This window comes from Nocardioides luteus (assembly GCF_014648595.1).
In the GTDB taxonomy this organism is placed as follows: domain Bacteria; phylum Actinomycetota; class Actinomycetes; order Propionibacteriales; family Nocardioidaceae; genus Nocardioides; species Nocardioides luteus.
Genome location: NZ_BMRK01000006.1, coordinates 225,414 through 240,428 on the forward strand (window position 1 = coordinate 225,414; position 15,015 = coordinate 240,428).

Annotated in this window: 15 protein-coding genes; 10 read left to right on the forward strand and 5 right to left on the reverse strand. The window is 69.6% G+C overall.

Features of this window, described 5'->3' with window-relative positions:
- Window positions 1-28: 28 nt before the first annotated feature.
- The 3 genes from IEY81_RS10285 to IEY81_RS10295 form a co-directional block, all read right to left on the reverse strand.
- Complete coding sequence (locus IEY81_RS10285; protein ID WP_189118377.1) at window positions 29-1,357, reverse strand: MFS transporter; 1,329 nt, start codon at window positions 1,355-1,357, stop codon at window positions 29-31.
- A gap of 65 nt (window positions 1,358-1,422) precedes the next feature.
- Window positions 1,423-2,283, reverse strand: a complete 861-nt coding sequence (locus IEY81_RS10290; RefSeq protein ID WP_189118378.1) for a shikimate dehydrogenase — start codon at window positions 2,281-2,283, stop codon at window positions 1,423-1,425.
- A gap of 300 nt (window positions 2,284-2,583) precedes the next feature.
- The gene (locus IEY81_RS10295; RefSeq protein ID WP_189118379.1) at window positions 2,584-3,237 is read right to left on the reverse strand and encodes a TetR/AcrR family transcriptional regulator; all 654 of its coding nucleotides are present in this window, start codon (window positions 3,235-3,237) and stop codon (window positions 2,584-2,586) included.
- Window positions 3,238-3,320: 83 nt separating this feature from the next.
- Here IEY81_RS10295 and IEY81_RS10300 point away from each other — a divergent pair, with 83 nt between their 5' ends.
- Window positions 3,321-5,117 (forward strand): bifunctional sugar phosphate isomerase/epimerase/4-hydroxyphenylpyruvate dioxygenase family protein, encoded by a 1,797-nt coding sequence (locus IEY81_RS10300; protein WP_189118380.1) that lies wholly within the window; start codon window positions 3,321-3,323, stop codon window positions 5,115-5,117.
- A gap of 63 nt (window positions 5,118-5,180) precedes the next feature.
- Here IEY81_RS10300 and hppD read toward each other — a convergent pair whose 3' ends face one another.
- Window positions 5,181-6,386 carry a 4-hydroxyphenylpyruvate dioxygenase gene (hppD, locus tag IEY81_RS10305; protein WP_189118381.1) on the reverse strand — a complete coding sequence of 402 codons (1,206 nt, stop codon included), beginning with the start codon at window positions 6,384-6,386 and terminating at the stop codon, window positions 5,181-5,183.
- Between the two features lie 119 nt (window positions 6,387-6,505).
- On the opposite strand from hppD, the gene IEY81_RS10310 reads away from it, so the two are divergent.
- From IEY81_RS10310 to IEY81_RS10340, 7 genes are all read left to right on the forward strand, one after another.
- Window positions 6,506-6,976, forward strand: a complete 471-nt coding sequence (locus tag IEY81_RS10310) for an Lrp/AsnC family transcriptional regulator (protein WP_189118382.1) — start codon at window positions 6,506-6,508, stop codon at window positions 6,974-6,976.
- 65 nt (window positions 6,977-7,041) lie between these two features.
- On the forward strand, window positions 7,042-8,208 hold the full coding sequence (locus IEY81_RS10315) for a 4-oxalomesaconate tautomerase (RefSeq protein WP_229787654.1): 1,167 nt from the start codon (window positions 7,042-7,044) through the stop codon (window positions 8,206-8,208).
- A complete protein-coding gene (locus tag IEY81_RS10320; RefSeq protein ID WP_189118383.1) occupies window positions 8,205-9,260 on the forward strand; it encodes an amidohydrolase family protein in 1,056 nt (351 codons plus the stop codon). Before IEY81_RS10315 ends, IEY81_RS10320 begins: the two co-directional genes overlap by 4 nt.
- Before the next feature lie 92 nt (window positions 9,261-9,352).
- Entirely contained in the window at window positions 9,353-10,036 is a 684-nt protein-coding gene (gene ligK / locus IEY81_RS10325; RefSeq protein ID WP_189118384.1) for a 4-carboxy-4-hydroxy-2-oxoadipate aldolase/oxaloacetate decarboxylase, read from the forward strand.
- 4 nt (window positions 10,037-10,040) lie between these two features.
- Window positions 10,041-10,952: an amidohydrolase family protein gene (locus IEY81_RS10330; protein ID WP_189118385.1), complete on the forward strand. Its 912-nt coding sequence runs from the start codon at window positions 10,041-10,043 to the stop codon at window positions 10,950-10,952.
- Window positions 10,945-12,312: an MFS transporter gene (locus IEY81_RS10335; protein WP_189118386.1), complete on the forward strand. Its 1,368-nt coding sequence runs from the start codon at window positions 10,945-10,947 to the stop codon at window positions 12,310-12,312. Before IEY81_RS10330 ends, IEY81_RS10335 begins: the two co-directional genes overlap by 8 nt.
- A gap of 14 nt (window positions 12,313-12,326) precedes the next feature.
- Window positions 12,327-13,337, forward strand: a complete 1,011-nt coding sequence (locus IEY81_RS10340) for a VOC family protein (protein ID WP_229787655.1) — start codon at window positions 12,327-12,329, stop codon at window positions 13,335-13,337.
- A 72-nt stretch (window positions 13,338-13,409) separates the two neighbouring features.
- Here the strand turns inward: IEY81_RS10340 and IEY81_RS10345 are convergent, their stop codons facing one another.
- Window positions 13,410-13,823, reverse strand: coding sequence for an ArsI/CadI family heavy metal resistance metalloenzyme (locus tag IEY81_RS10345; RefSeq protein WP_189118387.1), 414 nt, complete (start codon window positions 13,821-13,823; stop codon window positions 13,410-13,412).
- An 82-nt stretch (window positions 13,824-13,905) separates the two neighbouring features.
- Between IEY81_RS10345 and IEY81_RS10350 the strand changes: the two genes are divergently transcribed.
- Window positions 13,906-14,268 (forward strand): ArsR/SmtB family transcription factor, encoded by a 363-nt coding sequence (locus tag IEY81_RS10350; protein WP_189118388.1) that lies wholly within the window; start codon window positions 13,906-13,908, stop codon window positions 14,266-14,268.
- Between the two features lie 50 nt (window positions 14,269-14,318).
- Window positions 14,319-14,825, forward strand: coding sequence for a DinB family protein (locus tag IEY81_RS10355; protein ID WP_189118389.1), 507 nt, complete (start codon window positions 14,319-14,321; stop codon window positions 14,823-14,825).
- Window positions 14,826-15,015 lie beyond the last annotated feature (190 nt).

Consider the following 15,015-nt stretch of genomic DNA (forward strand, 5'->3'; position numbering starts at 1 on the left):
GGTGGCGCTCGGAGTCGATTCAGTGGCTTCAGACAGTCGCAGGCTGGGCGGTCCCGGGTCGCCGGCCGAGGTCGGCGGTGCGTACGTCCTTGGTCTCGCGGGCGGTCAGCGCAGCGATCGTGGCGATGAGGCAGACCACCGCGGTGTAGCCGGCGGTGACGACCCAGCCACCCTCCTTCACTCCGCCGAGGGCGGTGACGATCGAGGGCGTGAACCCGGCCAGCATGAAGCCGATCTGGGTGCCGATCGCGACTCCGGAGAAGCGCACCGGGGTCGAGAACATCTCACCGTAGAAGGACGGCCAGGTCGCGTTGGCGGCGGCGTAGCCGAAGGAGAAGGTGAGGATCGCGAGCGCGAAGACGAGCAGCTCGCTGCCCTGGCTCATCGACAGCAGGTAGAACGGCATCAGCACCGCGCTGGCTACGGCGCCGTAGATGAAGACGGGCTTGCGGCCGATCCGGTCGGCCAGCCGGCCGAACATCGGCTGGGTGAACAGCGCGACGACGTTGGCCGCGACGACCAGCCACAGCGTGATCGAGTCCACCATCCCGACCTCGACGCCGTAGGCGATGGCGAGGTTGCCGAAGACCGTCGACACGGCCGCGATGAACGCACAGCAGACCACGCGCAGCACATCGGCCCAGTGCTCCCGCAGCAGCACCGCGAGCGGCAGCTTCGCGACGGTGTTGTTGGCCTTGGCCTCCTCGAACTCCGGGGTCTCGTTGAGGCGGCTGCGGATGAAGAACGCGACCACGACGACGATCGCGGAGAGCCAGAACGGGATACGCCAGCCGATGCCGTACTTGATGTCGTCGGGCAGCGCGACCACCGGGATGAAGACCAGCGCGGCCAGGATCTGGCCGCCCTGGGTGCCGGTCAGCGTCCAGGAGGTGTAGAAGGAGCGCTTGTCGTCGGGGGCGTGCTCGAGGGTGAGCGAGCTGGCGCCGGCCTGCTCGCCGGCGGCCGAGAGGCCCTGGAGCAGTCGGCAGAAGACCAGCAGCGCCGGCGCGATCCAGCCCGCCTGGTCGTACGTCGGCAGGCAGCCGATCAGGAAGGTGCCGCCACCCATCAGCAGGAGGGTGAACAGCAGAACCTTCCGGCGCCCGATCCGGTCGCCGAAGTGGCCGACGAAGATCGCGCCCACGGGGCGGGCGACGTAGGCGAAGGCGAAGGTCGCGAACGACATCACCAGCGAGGCGTCGCCTGCGCTGGGGAAGAAGACGTGCGGGAAGATCAGGGCCGCGGCAGAGCCGAAGACGAAGAAGTCGTAGTACTCGACCGCGCTGCCCATGAAGCTGGCCAGCGCGGCGCGTACCGGCGTCTTGCCAACTCGGTTGTCGGTGTCAGGTCCCGCCATCGGGTCCTCCTCGGGTTTCTCCCGCGGTCCTGGCCGCGGGTGGTGGGGGTGATTTCAGTATCGGGTCAGCCGGCCGCGGCCAGCTCGCGCAGGTGGGCGAGCATCCGCGTGGCATCGGGCTCGATGCCAGTGATCAGCCGGAGGGCGTCGACGGCCTGGTAGACCGCCATGTGGCCTCCGTGGAGCGTCCGGCAGCCGGCCTCGCGCGCAGCCTGCAGCAGCGCGGTGTCCAGAGGCCGGTAGACGATGTCCGCCACCCACAGGTCGGGGTGGAGGAGGCTGGTGTCCAGGGGTGTGCCGGGGTGGTCGGCCATGCCGACCGGGGTGCAGTTGACCAGTCCGTCCGCGTCGGGGAGGAGCGCTGCCAGCTTCTCGACGTCGCTCGCCTCGACGGTGCTCTCCGGATGGTGGCGGCGCAGGTCCTCGACCCGCGCCTGGGCACGGTCGAGGTCCATGTCGGCGACGACCAGCCTGCCGGCCCCCTGTCGCAGGAGCGCGTGGGCGACGGCCGAGCCCGCCCCTCCCGCGCCGAGCTGTACGACGGTGCCGCGCGGAGCGTCCGGCATCCCGGTGCGCAGAGCGTGAGCGAAGCCGGTCGTGTCGGTGTTGTAGCCGACCGCACCGTCCTCGCCGAAGACGACCGTGTTGACCGCACCCATCCGGGCCGCGGTGTCGTCGAGCTGGTCGAGATGCTCGATCACCAGCTCCTTGCAGGGGTGGGTGATGTTGAGCGCGTCGAAGCCGAGGCGCCGGGCATCCCTCAACAGGTCGCCCACCCCCTCCGCCGGGACTCCCAGAGCGGTGATGTCGATCGTCTTGTAGACGTACGACAGACCGTGCTCGGCCGCCTCGCGCATGTGCAGCGCCGGGCTCAGCGAGGGCCCTACGCCCGCGCCGATCAGGCCGACCAGAAACGAAGACTCCATCCGGGTGAATCCTTAATGTACGAACTAGTACGTTACGAGAGTGAAGGGGATCACAGCCCAAACCCACCCGTCAACCCTCCCCGGGCAAATCCCTCCCCGGCGAAAGGTCAAAACCTGACGCCGAGACGTCGAAAATCGAGCGCGAGAGGTCAGTTTCCGACGCCGAGGCGGCAGCGGCCGGTGGCGTACGTGGTCTGACCACTGGGCGTCGAAAACTGCCGACTCGACGTCGATTTCCGACGTCTCGGCGTCAATACCTGACGGGTCGGCGGCGATTTCTGACGGATCGACGGGGTTGGGTCAGGCGGAGAGCCAGGCGACGACGATGTCGCCGAGGATGCGGCGGTGGCGCTCGCGTACGTCGGGGGCGAGCATGTCGCGGCCGAAGAGGAAGCCGAAGGTGGCGCTGTTGGCGACCTGGAAGACGCAGTAGGCGCTGATCATCATGTGCACGTCGACGGCATCGACGTCGGCGCGCAGCTCGCCGGAGGCGCGGCCGCGGGCGAGGACCTCGTCGAGGAGGGAGGCGGCCGGGGTGCCGAGGTCACGGAGCGCCTCCACCTTCCCGAGGTGCTGGCCGTTGTGGATGTTCTCGACCGAGACGAGCCGGATGAAGGCCGGGTGGTCGTGATGGTGGTCGAAGGTGAGCTCGGCGATCCGCCGTACAGCCTCGACCGGGGTGAGATCGTCGGCGTGCAGGCCCTGCTCGGTCTCGCGGATGCGGCGGTAGGCCGACTCGAGGACGGCGAGGTAGAGCCCCTCCTTGCCGCCGAAGTAGTAGTAGATCATCCGCTTCGTCGTGCGGGTGCGCTCGGCGATCTCGTCGACCCTCGCCCCGGAGTAGCCCTGCTCGGAGAAGACCTCGGTGGCGACCTCGAGCAGCTCTGCCCGGGTGCGCTCGGCGTCTCGCATCCGCTCTGCGGACGGTGGGGCGGAGCGTTGGGTGTCGACCATGCCTCCGAGCCTAGAGCACGATCCTCTTCCCAAGGACCACCAATGTATGTACCGTTTCGTACATTAGTCACGAACGGAGAACCATGCGCACCTCGATCGCCACCGTCTGCCTCAGCGGCGGCCTGGTCCAGAAGATGTACGCCGCGGCCGAGGCCGGCTTCGACGGGATCGAGATCTTCGAGCCCGACCTCGTCGCCGCACCCCAGTCCCCCGAGGAGATCAGGGCGCTGGCCGACCGGCTCGGGCTCAGCCTCGACCTCTACCAGCCGTTCCGCGACGCCGAGGGCGTCGACGAGGAGGCCTTCGCCGACGTGCTGCACCGTGCGGAGGCGAAGTTCCGGCTGATGCGGCGGCTCGGGATCGACCTGATGCTGGTGTGCAGCAACGTCGGCACCGCCACCCTCGACGACGACGAGGTCTCCGCGGGGCAGCTGCGGCGGCTCGGCGAGCTCGCCGCGGCGTACGACATCCGGCTGGCCTACGAGGCGCTCGCCTGGGGCCGGTTCGTCGACGACTACCGTCGCTCGTGGCGGATCGTCGAGCTCGCCGACCACCCGAACGTCGGCGTCTGCCTGGATAGCTTCCACATCCTCTCGCGCGGGCACGACCCGAAGCAGATCGAGGAGATCCCGGCCGAGAAGATCTTCTTCCTGCAGCTCGCCGACGCGCCGGCGCTGAGCATGGACGTGCTCTCCTGGAGCCGTCACCACCGGCTCTTCCCCGGCGAGGGCAGCTTCGACCTGCCCGCCTTCCTCGCCCACGTGCAGCGTGCGGGATACGCCGGCCCGCTCTCGCTGGAGGTCTTCAACGACACCTTCCGCCAGACCGACCCGGTGCGCACCGCCCGGCAGGCCCAGCGCTCGCTGCGCTGGCTCGCCGACCGCACCGCCGACCTGCTCGGCGACGAGGCCGGCCCGCTCCCCCGCCTGCCCGAGGTCGCCGCGCCCGAGGCGTTCGACTTCGTCGAGATCAAGGCGCCGGAAACCTCCGGTGTGGAGGTGCTGCTCGAGCAGCTCGGCTTCGACTTCGGCGGTCGCCATCGCAGCAAGCAGGTGCGGCTGTGGACGTGGGGTGAGGTACGCATCGTGTGCAACGACCAGGGCGGCAGCCCGGCCGCGCCGCGCATCGCAGCGGTCGGCTTCGACGTGGCCGACTCCGAGCCGGCCGCCGAACGCGCTGCCGCGCTGATGGCGCCGCCCGTCCACCGCCGGACGTACGCCGGCGAGCAGGCCCTGCGCGCCTTCTCCTCCCCCGACGGCACCGAAGTCTTCTGCTCGCACGCGGAGGACTGGATCGGCGAGTTCGACGGCGGCGTGGCCGGGACGTCGACCGAGCGCGGCTCGGCGCGCATCGACCACGTCAACCTGGTCCAGCCCTGGCACAGCTTCGACGAGGCGGTCCTCTTCTACACCAGCGTCCTGTCACTGACCCCGCAACCGACGCAGGAGGTCGCCGGTCCGTCGGGTCTCGTCCGCAGCCAGGTGATGAGCTCGCCGGCCGGCGGCGTACGTCTTCCGCTCAACCTGCTCCCGACCGGGCAGCTCGCCGGCGACGAGCAGGCCCACGCCCAGCACGTCGCGCTCGCCTGCCAGGACATCGTCGGCGTGGTCGCGGCCGCCCGCGAGCGGGGGCTGCGGCCGTTGAAGGTGCCGGGCAACTACTACGACGACCTGGTCGCCCGATTCCGTCTGTCCGAGGACTTCGTCGCCACCCTGCGTGAGCTCGACCTGCTCTACGACCGCGACGCCGACGGGGAGTATCTGCACTGCTACACCGAGACCGTCGGCGAGGTCTTCTTCGAGCTCGTCGAGCGGCGGGAGCGGTATGACGGGTTCGGCGCGGGGAACGCGCCGGTGCGGTTGGTCAGTCAGGCGGGGTGACGAAGACCCCCTCTTCGCCGGTTTCAGCGAAGAGGGGGTCTCGACAAGCTCGACCACCGGGGGTCAGAAGTTGCCGCGGCGCTCCTGCTCGCGCTCAATGGCCTCGAAGAGGGCCTTGAAGTTGCCCTTGCCGAAGCCGAGGGAGCCGTGGCGCTCGATCAGCTCGAAGAAGACCGTCGGGCGGTCGCCGATCGGCTTGGTGAAGATCTGGAGCAGGTAGCCGTCCTCGTCGCGGTCGACGAGGATGCCGCGCTTCTGCAGCTCCTCGATCGGCACCCGGACCTCACCGATCCGGGCACGCAGCTCGGGGTCCTCGTAGTAGGAGTCGGGGGTGTCGAGGAACTCGATGCCGTTGTCGCGCAGCGCGTCGACGGTGGCCAGGATGTCGTTGGTGGCCAGGGCGAGGTGCTGGGCGCCGGGGCCCTGGTAGAACTCCAGGTATTCGTCGATCTGCGACTTCTTCTTCGCGATCGCCGGCTCGTTGAGCGGGAACTTCACCCGGTGGTTGCCGTTGGCGACCACCTTCGACATCAGCGCGGAGTAGTCGGTGGCGATGTCGTCGCCGATGAACTCGGCCATGTTGGTGAAGCCCATGACGCGGCCGTAGAAGTCGACCCAGGCGTCCATGTTGCCGAGCTCGACGTTGCCGACGACGTGGTCGAGCGCCTGGAAGAGGCGCTTGGGGGCACCCTCGCGCTTCTTCAGCGTCGAGGTTCGGGCCACGTAGCCGGGCAGGTACGGGCCGTCGTAGCTCTTACGGTCGACCAGCGTGTGGCGGGTCTCGCCGTAGGTGGCGATCGCCGCGACACGTACGGTGCCGTGCTCGTCGGTCACGTCGTGGGGCTCCTCGAGCACGGTGGCGCCCTGGGCGCGGGCGTGGTCGATGCAGCGGTCGACGTCGGGCACCTCGAGGGCGATGTCGATGACGCCGTCACCGTGACGGGCGTGGTGGGCGATGATCTCGCTCTCGGGCGCGACGCCGCCCTTGATCACGAACCGCACTCCCCCGCTGCGCAGGACGTAGGCGTGGTGGTCGCGGTTGCCGGTCTCGGGGCCGGAGTAGGCGACCAGCTCCATGCCGAAGGCGCTCTGGAAGAAGTGGGCGGTCTGGGTGGCGTTGCCGACGGCCCAGACGACGGCGTCCCAGCCGGTGACCGGGAACGGGTCAGAGGTGTCGTCGTAGGCGACCAGGCCGACGAGCTGCTCCAGCTCCTCGAGCTGGAGTCCGGCGAGCTTCTCTTGGTTGGTGAGGGTGTCTGCAAGCGTCATGCGGGCAAGTCAAGTGGGCCGGATCACACCGGACAAGTTGATCACTCAGGACTGGTCAATCTGCCAGATCCGACCAGCGTTCGACTCACTTCGCTGGTCAATCTGACTACCATCAACCCATGAACCTCGATGACCTCGATGTCACCCTCCTCGAGACTCTGCACGCCCACCCGAGGGTCGGCGACCTGGAGCTGTCCCGGGTCGCCGGCGTCGCCCGCGCGACCGTGCAGAGCCGGCTGCGGAAGATGGCCGACGCCGGCGTGATCCGCGACTGGGCGCCCACCATCGACCCGGCCGCCGCGGGCCACGCCGTCCAGGCGTTCGTGACGCTGGAGATCTCGCAGGGCGCGCTCGAGGACGTACGCAGCGACCTCGCCGAGATCCCCGAGGTGATGGAGGCGTACGTGACCACCGGCTCCTTCGACGTCTTCTGCAAGGTCGCCACCGGGTCGCACGCGAAGCTCCAGGAGGTGCTCGTCCGCATCGACCAGTCGCACGCCGTCGTCCGCTCCACCAGCGTCGTCACCCTCTCGACGCTCATCGAGCCGCGCACCCTCGACCTGCTGCGCACGGGAGCGACCCCGCGCTGACCAGCACCTGAGATTTTCGTTGACGAGATTGCTAACAATCTTGTTGATGATCTACGGTCTGTGACGTGCGTCATGCCATCACCCGCCCGGACCAGAGCCCCGTGCCGTGCCTCCTCATGCGTGGAGGCACCTCTCGGGGACCGTTCTTCGACGCCCGCGACCTGCCCGCTGACACCGCGGGACGCGATGCGGTGCTGCTGGCGGTGCTGGGCTCGCCCGACCCGCTCCAGGTCGACGGTCTCGGCGGCGGACACCCGCTGACCAGCAAGGCCGGCATCGTCGCGCCGGGCGCTCCCGGCTCGGGCGTCGACGTGGAGTGGACCTTCGCCCAGCTGCAGCCCGACTCCGACCAGGTCGACACCACGCCCAACTGCGGCAACATGCTGGCCGCGGTGCTGCCCTTCGCGATCGAGACCGGCATGGTCACCCCGACCGGCGACACCACCACCGCCCGCGTGCTGACCCGCAACACCGGTGCGGTCGCCGAGATCACCGTCTCGACTCCGGCCGGGCTCGACGGCAGGCGCTGCGTACGCTACGGCGGCGACGCCCGCATCGACGGTGTGCCCGGCACGGCGGCGCCGGTGCGGATCGGTTTCCTCGACACCGCCGGCTCGGTGGCCGGGAGCCTGCTGCCGACCGGTAACGTACGCGACACCGTCGAGGTCCCGGGGCTCGGCCCGGTCGACGTCACCCTGATCGACAAAGGTCAGCCGCTGGTGATCCTCGACGCCCGCTCCGTGGGGGCCAGCGGCGCGGAGAGCCCCGAGGCGATCGACGCCGACGAGGGCTTGCGCGCACGGATCGAGGCGCTGCGGATCGTCGCCGGTCACGCGATGGGGCTCGGGGACGTGACCGACCGGCCCTACCCGAAGATGACGCTCGTCTCCGCGCCGTCGCGCGGTGGCTCGATCTCGACCCGCAGCCTGATCCCGCGCCGCACCCACCGCTCGATCGGTGTGCTCGCCGCCGTCACCGCCGCCACCGCGGTGGTGCTGCCCGGCTCGGTGGCCCACGCGCTCGCCACCGCTCCCCCGGTGGTCACGACCGAGGCCGGCTCCGAGGCCACGGTCGGCGTCGAGCACCCGAGCGGGGAGTTCAGCGTGACCCTGGGACTGGACCCCGACGACCCGGCGCGGGTGACCCGATCCGCCCTGCTGCGTACGGCTCGGTTGATCATGGCCGGCTCGGCCATGGTGCCGAGCGCCCTTCTCGAGGAGAGCTCTTCATGATCATCGACGTCCACGGTCACTACACCACCGCGCCGGCACCGCTCGGCGAGTGGCGCGACGCGCAGGTGGCGGCGCTGGCCGCCCCGGCCGCCGCGCCGGATCCTGCCGGCCCGCGGATCTCCGACGACCAGATCCGGGAGACCATCGAGACCAACCAGCTCCGGCAGATGGACGAGCGCGGCATCGACCTGACCGTCTTCTCGCCGCGGGCCTCGTTCATGGCCCACCACATCGGCGACCTCTCGACCTCGACGGCCTGGGCGCGGATCTGCAACGACCTGTGTGCCCGCGTCGCCGAGCTCTACCCGACGCGGTTCGCTGCGGGGGCGATGCTCCCGCAGTCGCCCGACGCCTCCGCCTCGACCACGGTCGCGGAGCTGGAGCGCGCGGTCGTGGACCTCGGCGCGGTCGTGGTCAACGTCAACCCCGACCCCTCCGGCGGCCACTGGTCCTCACCGCCGCTCACCGACAGGTCCTGGTACCCGGTCTGGGAGAAGCTCTGCGAGCTCGACGTACCCGCCATGGTCCACGTCTCCACCAGCTGCAACCCGGCCTTCCACACCACCGGCGCCCACTACCTCAACGCCGACACGACCGCGTTCATGCAGCTCCTGAGCGGCGACCTCTTCGCCGACTTCCCCGACCTGCGCCTGGTGATCCCGCACGGGGGCGGCGCCGTCCCCTACCACTGGGGTCGCTTCCGCGGGCTGGCGCAGGCGCTCGGCCGCCCGGATCCTTCCGAGACGCTGATGAAGAACGTCTTCTTCGACACCTGCGTCTACCACCAGCCCGGCATCGACCTCCTGCTCGACGTCATCCCGCACAGCAGCGTGCTGTTCGCCTCGGAGATGATCGGCGCCGTCCGCGGCATCGACCCCCGCACCGGCCACCACTTCGACGACACCCGCCGCTACGTCGAGACGTACGCAGCCCGCAAGGGCCTCACCGAGACCGAGCTCGCCGCCCTGACCGAGACCAACGCCCGCCGTGTCTATCCGCGGCTGGATCGGCTGATCCGGGCGGCCGAATCCCCTGTAACACGTCGTTCGTAGGACTACTCGCCCTATTCAAACGACCGGATAGTCGGTGTAACAGCGTGTTACACCTCCGCGACCACCCCGCCACACCCAGCTAGGAGACCCCCGTGCACGAGCTCGGAGTTGTTCACACGACGATCGACCGCGCCGACCCCGCGGCCGTCGAGGCGCTGTCCGGGTTCGGCGTCGCGACGATCCATGAGGCGATGGGGCGGCTGGGGCTGATGCGGCCCTACATCCGCCCGGTCTACGAGGGTGCACGGCTGTGCGGCACCGCCGTCACGGTGCTCCTGCAGCCCGGCGACAACTGGATGCTCCACGTCGCCGCCGAGCAGGTCCAGGACGGCGACGTCGTCGTCGCCGGCTGCACGACCGAGTCCGAGGACGGGTTCTTCGGCGAGCTGCTCGCGACCTCGCTGCGCAGCCGTGGGGCCCGCGGGCTGGTCATCGACGGCGGCTGCCGTGACGTCGACGAGCTGCGGGCGATGGACTTCCCCGTCTTCTCCCGCGCGATCAACGCCAAGGGCACCGTCAAGGCGACCCTCGGGTCGGTCAACGTCCCGGTCAACGTCGCCAACGCCTTGGTCAACCCCGGTGACGTCGTCGTCGCCGACGCCGACGGCGTGGTCGTCGTCCCGGCCGCCCGCGCGGCCGACGTCGCCGAGGCCGCCTGGAAGCGGGAGGAGGCCGAGGCCGGCAAGCGCGCCCGCTTCGAGTCCGGGGAGCTCGGCCTCGACATCTACGACATGCGCCCGCGGCTCGCCGAGCTCGGCCTCACCTACAAGGACTGATCAGATGGTCACGCCCGGCTGGCTGCACTGGTTCCAAGGCCCCACCGAGCCCACCTTCACCCTCCCCGAGGGCGCGGTCGACGCGCACTGTCACGTCTTCGGCCCAGCGGCGGAGTTCCCGTTCGCACCGGAACGCAAGTACACCCCGGTCGACGCCTCGAAGGAGCAGCTCTTCGAGCTCCGCGACCACCTCGGTCTGGCCCGCAACGTGCTCGTCCAGGCGACCTGCCACGGCGCCGACAACAGCGCTCTCGTCGATGCCTTGGTGCACTCCGACGGGCGGGCACGCGGGGTCGCGACGGTGCGCGCCGACGTCACCGACGAGGAGCTCGCCCGCCTCCACGAGGCGGGGGTACGCGGCGTACGTTTCAACTTCGTCAAGCGCCTCGTCGACGTCACCCCGACCGAGGCGCTCGAGCAGATCGCGGCCAGGATCGCCCCGCTCGGCTGGCACGTGGTCATCTACTTCGAGGCCGTGGACCTCCCCGACCTGAAGGACTTCTTCGCGAGCCTGCCGGTCCCGCTGGTCGTCGACCACATGGGCCGACCCGACGTCACGAAGGACCCGGACGGACCGGAGTTCGCCGAGTTCCTCGACTTCGTGGCTGCCAACGACGTGTGGGTCAAGGTCTCCTGCCCCGAGCGTCTCACCGTCAGCGGCCCGCCGGCCCTCGACGGCGAGCGGCACGCCTACGCCGACGTCGTGCCGTTCGCCCGCACGGTCGTCGAGCGCTTCCCCGACCGCGTCCTGTGGGGCACCGACTGGCCCCACCCCAACCTCGAGGACCACATGCCCGACGACGGCCTGCTGGTCGACCACATCCCGCACATCGCCCCCACCCCCGAGCTGCAGCAGGCGCTCCTCGTGGACAACCCCATGCGCCTGTACTGGCCCGAAGGAGAGCACCGTGCCTGACCCCACCAGCACCTCCACCAACGCCGCCAACCGGCTCAACCGGCTGCCGATCTCGCGGTTCCACAAGCTCGCCACTTTGGCGCTCGCGTTCGCCTACTTCTTCGAGTTCGCCGACATCAACACCTTCGCCACCACGGCCCCGGTGATGCGCGAGCAGTGGGGCGTGACGATCAACCACATCGCGTACGTCACCAGCCTCTCGTTCGTCGGCATGTTCCTCGGCTCCGTGGTGGCCGGCGGCCTGGCGGACCGGCTCGGCCGGAAACGTACGCTCGTGGCGACCACGATCTGGTTCTCGATCTGGTCCTTCGCCAGCGTCTTCGCCTGGGACATCGTCGCGATGGGCGTCTTCCGGGTGATGACCAGCGCCGGCCTCTCCGCGATGACCGTCGTCGCCGTCGTCTATATGAACGAGCTGTTCCCGCGCGCCAAGCGTGGCAAGTTCCAGGCGTACGTCATCGTCATCGGCATCTGTGGCACGCCGGCCACCAACCTGATCGCCTCCGCGGTGGTGCCGCTCGCCGACTGGACCTGGCGCCTGGTCTTCCTCTGGGGCGCTCTCGGGGTGCTCTTCCTCTTCTTCGTGCGGCGCCTCGTGGAGTCGCCGCAGTGGCTGGAGTCGCGCGGCCGCCATGCCGAGGCCGAGCAGATCCTGACCCGGCTGGAACGAGACTCGACCGCCGAGCACGGCACCCTCCCCGAGCCCGTCGCCCCGGCGCCCGCCGGCCCGACGACCAAGGCCGGGCTGGCGATGCTCAAGGACAAGCGGTTCCTCTACCCGACGATCCTGCTCTCGGTGCTGTGGATCTCGCAGACCATCGGCTTCTTCGGCTTCTCCTCCTGGGCGCCCACCCTGCTCGCCGCCGAGGGCGTCAGCGTCGAGGACTCGATCTTCTACGTCGCGCTGACCACCGTCGGTGCTCCGCTCGGATCGTTCCTGGCCTCGCTGGTCACCGACCGCTTCGAGCGCAAGTGGTGCCTGGTCGTCTTCGGGCTGATCATCGCCGCGTCCGGTCTGCTCTACGGCCTCACCTTCACGCCGCTGCTGATCGTCGCCTTCGGCTTCCTGGTGAACCTGTTCGAGCGCGGCTACACGGCCCTGGCCTACGCCTACTCCCCCGAGCTCTTCGACACCAAGGGCCGCTCGCTCGGCACCTCGATCTCCTACGGTCTCGGCCGGCTCTCCAACGCGGCCGGGCCGCTGATCATCGCCGGGCTCTACGGCGGGCTCGGCTACCAGGCCGTCTTCTACTTCATCGCCGGCACCTGGGTCGTCGGGGCGCTCGCCCTGGCCGTCTTCGGGCCGGCCACCCGCAAAGCCCGGCTCGCCACCGAGGCAGCCGCCGTCCCGACCGTGTGACCGGAGGAGAACCCATGCCGGAACCCGTCCCGGAGACCCTGACCACGCTCAAGCGGATGGCCGCCGACACCCCGACCCGCCCGCCGCTGGGCGACGTCGCCCACATCGGCCATGCCCAGCTCTTCACCCCGCGGCCCGAGGAGACGGTCGCCTTCTTCACCGACTTCCTCGGCCTGACCGTCTCGGGTCAGGTCGGCGAGAGCACCTATCTGCGTACCTGGGACGACTACGAGCACCACAGCGTCGTCGTCACCGCCCGCGACCAGCCCGGGATCGGGCGTACGGCACTGCGCTGCTCCTCCTCCGAGGCGCTCGCGCGCCGGATAGCGGCGGTGAAGGCGACCGGGGCCGACGGCGAGTGGCGTCAGGACGAGCCGGGCCTCGGGCCGCTGTGGGTGACGCGCGATCCAGACGGCCACGAGATCGCGCTCTACCACGAGACCGACTACTGGGAGGCCCCGACGGACGACCTGCGGCCCGGGCTCAAGAACCAGCCGCAGGCCAAGCCCGGCCACGGGGTCGCGGTGCGGCGCCTGGACCACATCAACTACCTGGCTCGCGACGTCGAGACCACGACCGGGTTCATCATCGACACGCTCGGCGCGCGGCCGACCGAGCAGATCCGGCTCGACGACGGCCACATCGGTGCCCGCTGGTCGACCTTCACCCAGAAGTCCTACGACCTCGTCTACACCGAGGACTGGACCGGAGCGACCGGCCGGCTGCACCACCTGGCCTTCGCGACCGACACGCGCGAGGACATCCTGCGCGCCGCCGACCTCGCGCTGGACACCGGCGTCTTCATCGAGACCGGGCCGCACAAGCACGCCATCCAGCAGACCTTCTTCCTCTACGTCTACGAGCCCGGCGGCAACCGGATCGAGCTGTGCAACCCGCTGACCCGGCTGGTGCTCGCTCCCGACTGGCCGCTGATCACCTGGACCGAGGCCGAGCGGGCCAAAGGCCAGGCATGGGGGCTGGAGACGATCTCCTCCTTCCACACCCACGGCACCCCGCCGGCCTGATCCGAGAAACAGAGTTGTGAAGCCGAGCGTGGCCCATAGGTCACGCTCGGCTTCACAACTCATCGGGCGCCGTCAGGCGCAGCAGGGTGAGGCCGCCTCGGCGGGCGCGCACATCGTCGGTGCGTCGCCGAGCACGGTGTAGACCTCCCAGCGCTCGCCGTTCGGGGCACCCTCGACCCAGAACTTGTCCTGCTTGGCGTAGCAGCACTCGGTGCCGCGCTCGTCGATCGAGGCGAAGCCCGCCTCGGCGAGCCGGGTCTGCTCGGCGTCGACGGCATCGGTATCGGCGACCTCGACACCGAGGTGGTTGAGCGAGCCGCCCGTGCCCGGGTTCTCCATCAGGACGAGCTTGAGCGGCGGCTCGGCGACGACGAAGTTGGCGTAGCCGGGGCGGGTCTTGGCCGGTTCGGTGGCGAAGAGCTTGGAATAGAACGCGATCGACTCCTCGAGGTCGTCGACGTTGAGAGCGAGCTGGATACGTGACATCGGTGCCTCCTCGGGCAATACATAGACGATTGTCTATGTATTGAACATTGGCATTTGGATCGACAGCCGTCAATATAGATACATGTCGAATTCTGAGGCGGTCCTCGAGCTCACGCCGGTGAACGAGGCGCCCTGCTGCCCTCCGCTGACCAAGCAGCCCCTCACCGCCGACCAGGCCGCCTCGATGGCGCCGATGCTGAAGGCGCTCGCCGACCCCGTACGCCTCCGGCTTCTCTCGCTCGTCGCCGCCCACGCCGACGGCGAGGCCTGCGTGTGCAACCTCAACGACGCCTTCGACCTCTCCCAGCCGACGATCAGCCACCACCTCAAGGTGCTTCACGGAGCCGGTCTGCTCGACCGGGAGAAGCGCGGCACCTGGGTCTACTACCGCGTACGCAGCGAGGCGCTCGCCAACGTGGCCACCCTGCTCGGCGGCGCGGCCTGAGAGCCCAAATGGCCCCGTGCGAGGGGCGGCCCGCGTGTTACGTTCGGTCGATGACGAGACCCGGTGAGATCCTCGGCAGCGTGGCCGCCGCCAGCGAGCGCGAGCAGCTCGATGTGTTCCTGGATTACCTGCGCGACGCCGTCGTGCGCAAGGTCCGCGGGGTGTCGGAGGAGGACGCCCGGCGCAGCCCGGTGCCGACCGGCACCAACCTCGGCGGGCTGATCAAGCACCTGCGGTGGGTGGAGCTGGGCGGGTTCGCCCAGCAGATCGGGCAGATCTCCGCCGCGGAGCTGCCTACGCCGCCGTGGACCGACGCAAACCCGGAGGCCGATCTGCGGTTGGAGCCGAACGAGAAGCTGGACGACGTCATCGACGCCTACCAGGCGGAGTGCGCCCGCTCTCGCGAGATCGCCGCCCAGCACAGCCTCGACTACATACCGCCGGGCGGGGAGCTGACGTTGCGGTGGGTGTACCTGCACGTGATCCTGGAGACCGGCCGGCACGCGGGCCATACGGACATCCTTCGCGAGATGATCGACGGCAGCGTCGGCGACTGACGGCTCGCGGCGCGTCGTCGGTCCGCGTTCCGCCAAGGTCCGGTGCTGCTGTCGAGACAGGCGAGGACGGACGTATCGGTCGATCCGACGGTGTGCAACCGGCCCGGAGTATCACCGACCTCTTGACCGAGCACGGCTAGTTGTACTCGGCCAGGAGGTTGGTGACACTCCGAGTCGGTTGTTGACGTAG

What these genes read in the sequence shown, in the direction of transcription:
- IEY81_RS10285 (WP_189118377.1), bottom strand. Translation starts at nt 1,357, where the DNA reads ATGGCGGGACCTGACACCGACAACCGAGTTGGCAAGACGCCGGTACGC.
- IEY81_RS10290 (WP_189118378.1), bottom strand. Translation starts at nt 2,283, where the DNA reads ATGGAGTCTTCGTTTCTGGTCGGCCTGATCGGCGCGGGCGTAGGGCCC.
- IEY81_RS10295 (WP_189118379.1), bottom strand. Translation starts at nt 3,237, where the DNA reads ATGGTCGACACCCAACGCTCCGCCCCACCGTCCGCAGAGCGGATGCGA.
- IEY81_RS10300 (WP_189118380.1), top strand. Translation starts at nt 3,321, where the DNA reads ATGCGCACCTCGATCGCCACCGTCTGCCTCAGCGGCGGCCTGGTCCAG.
- hppD (WP_189118381.1), bottom strand. Translation starts at nt 6,386, where the DNA reads ATGACGCTTGCAGACACCCTCACCAACCAAGAGAAGCTCGCCGGACTC.
- IEY81_RS10310 (WP_189118382.1), top strand. Translation starts at nt 6,506, where the DNA reads ATGAACCTCGATGACCTCGATGTCACCCTCCTCGAGACTCTGCACGCC.
- IEY81_RS10320 (WP_189118383.1), top strand. Translation starts at nt 8,205, where the DNA reads ATGATCATCGACGTCCACGGTCACTACACCACCGCGCCGGCACCGCTC.
- IEY81_RS10330 (WP_189118385.1), top strand. Translation starts at nt 10,041, where the DNA reads ATGGTCACGCCCGGCTGGCTGCACTGGTTCCAAGGCCCCACCGAGCCC.
- IEY81_RS10340 (WP_229787655.1), top strand. Translation starts at nt 12,327, where the DNA reads ATGCCGGAACCCGTCCCGGAGACCCTGACCACGCTCAAGCGGATGGCC.
- IEY81_RS10345 (WP_189118387.1), bottom strand. Translation starts at nt 13,823, where the DNA reads ATGTCACGTATCCAGCTCGCTCTCAACGTCGACGACCTCGAGGAGTCG.
- IEY81_RS10350 (WP_189118388.1), top strand. Translation starts at nt 13,906, where the DNA reads ATGTCGAATTCTGAGGCGGTCCTCGAGCTCACGCCGGTGAACGAGGCG.
- IEY81_RS10355 (WP_189118389.1), top strand. Translation starts at nt 14,319, where the DNA reads ATGACGAGACCCGGTGAGATCCTCGGCAGCGTGGCCGCCGCCAGCGAG.